The sequence below is a fragment of the Streptomyces sp. DH12 genome, from assembly GCF_020873895.1.
Taxonomy (GTDB): domain Bacteria; phylum Actinomycetota; class Actinomycetes; order Streptomycetales; family Streptomycetaceae; genus Streptomyces.
In genome coordinates this window covers 1-614 of sequence record NZ_JAHWGT010000446.1, presented here as the reverse complement: position 1 = coordinate 614, position 614 = coordinate 1, and the positions used below count along the sequence as shown (strand labels likewise).

Sequence of the window (614 nt, the reverse complement as noted above, 5' to 3'; positions counted from 1 at the left end):
GTCGCGGGGCGCATCGACGCGGCGCTGGCCGCCGAGGCCCTGCTGCACGCCACCGCACCCGTGACCGACGATGAGGATGAGAACGTCACTGCCGGAACGGCGGCCGCCGACGGCGCACCGCTTCATGTTTCACGTGAAACATCGGCGCCCTCCTCCGACCGCCCTGCCGGCCGCCCCCGCTCCTCGACCACGGGGCCGGGCCGCAAGCCGCGTCTGAGGGCCACGAGCCGCCGGGCCGCCGTCCTCGGGGCCGCGTTCGCCGTGGCCGCTCTCGGCCTCGGCTCCGTGGTGCTGTCGTCGCTGAACGGCGGCGGAGGCCCGGACGACGAGCAGCGGACGACGACCGCTGCGGACACCTTCTCCGAGGGGAAGCTGGAGGAGCAGGTCAACGATCTCCTCGCACGCAACCCCGAGCAGGACAAGGGAGCGCGCTCCCCCCATACCTTCGGCTTGGAGTCGGATTCCTCCGGAGCGAACCCCAGGGAGCTGACGGCGCCCGCGGTCCCGGAATGCGTCCAGGAGGGCATCGGCCGCAACGACGCCGCCCTGGCCGCCGAGCAGGGTGTCTATCAAGGCAAGGCGGCTCTGCTCGTGGTGCTGCCCGACGCCTCGGA

Annotated in this window: 1 protein-coding gene; it reads left to right on the top strand. The window is 73.0% G+C overall.

Translation table 11 applies throughout. From position 1 onward, the window contains the following. The coding region (locus LPA54_RS35085; RefSeq protein WP_228984649.1) for a hypothetical protein at positions 1-614 on the top strand (614 nt) is incomplete at both ends.